Source organism: Motilimonas pumila (genome assembly GCF_003596335.1).
Lineage (GTDB): Bacteria > Pseudomonadota > Gammaproteobacteria > Enterobacterales > CBDFNC01 > Motilimonas > Motilimonas pumila.
Genome location: NZ_QZCH01000113.1, coordinates 1 through 1,049, shown reverse-complemented (window position 1 = coordinate 1,049; position 1,049 = coordinate 1). Strand labels below are relative to the sequence as shown.

Annotated in this window: 1 protein-coding gene and 1 pseudogene; both read right to left on the bottom strand. The window is 56.8% G+C overall.

Annotated elements, in window-relative coordinates; all coding sequences use genetic code 11:
- Positions 1–221 (bottom strand): hypothetical protein (locus D1Z90_RS21855; protein ID WP_232525337.1); only part of this gene is annotated, 221 nt, incomplete at its 3' end.
- A gap of 303 nt (positions 222–524) precedes the next feature.
- Positions 525–1,016: pseudogene (locus D1Z90_RS22135) on the bottom strand (hypothetical protein); the annotation flags it as partial.
- Positions 1,017–1,049: the final 33 nt, after the last annotated feature.

Below are 1,049 nucleotides of genomic sequence, written 5' to 3'. Positions count from 1 at the left end.
TCAATATCTACGCGAAGACTGTCGACCGCAGCCCTAAGAGTGGACACATTAACTGGAGGGGCTGGCTGGGCTAACACCCGCAACTCAAAAGCGTCCAAGCGCTTATTAACCTCAGCGATCTGCCGCTCTGTGTGTTGGACCATTCTTCGCTCCAGGCTCTCTTCTACCTCAGCAATAGACCTCTGCATCCAAGGCTGGATGTGATGCAGAAGTGTAGCCATTTGTGCCTCTAGTTTCTGGACCCTAGCAAGCGGGACCAGAGCGGGGAAAGGGGCTGAGCGAGAGGAGCTCGGGGCAGTGCTACTACCCGGGATAGACTCGACCGGGGTAGTGTCAGTGGACGCAACTGGTGTAGCCGTGCGGGCTTGGGCTACCGTATCAGCAAGATCATCAGCAAGTGGGGGCAGCTCTGGACGGGGCCCTCTGCGTGGAGCCAACTCATTGGCCTCATCTCTGATGAGGCCGACATCAACAGTGCCCAGAGGGGTCTTGAGCTGATCAACGTGCCATATAGGCACACCTGCGGACCTGCATAGAGAAAATATCATGCACGGGAAAGGGTAAGTAGTTGTGACCTTGAAAGCCCTCTCGTGCATGACTGCCTGTAGAAGCCACGCGAAATCCACCTCGAACCCGGCTATCATCGCCGCCATCAACACTGCTCGATCCCATGTAACGATATTATCAGCAGCTGTGGGGGAAAGATAGTGACGGACAAGCAGCCACAAGAACTTTGCTGTGAACGTGAGGTTGGCCTTCTTGATGGCCCCCTTCGGCTCAGTCACCCAATCGGCACCCTCTCCATCTACTGACAGGTGCAGGGCCATCCACCTCTTGGTGGTCTCTCTCAGTGATGGCTCGCGCAAGAACTGGCCATCCTTAACTATCTGCCAGCGGTAGTCAAACTCGGCAGTGAGGGGGGTCCGAGTAGCATCTGCACTCTCGCCGTATAGAAACCGGCGGATGGCTGGCAGGGAAATGTCAACCTGCACGCCCCGGACTCGAACCTGCTCCAGTCGGGCCTTTCTAGCGGGAGCAGCCTGCCCATC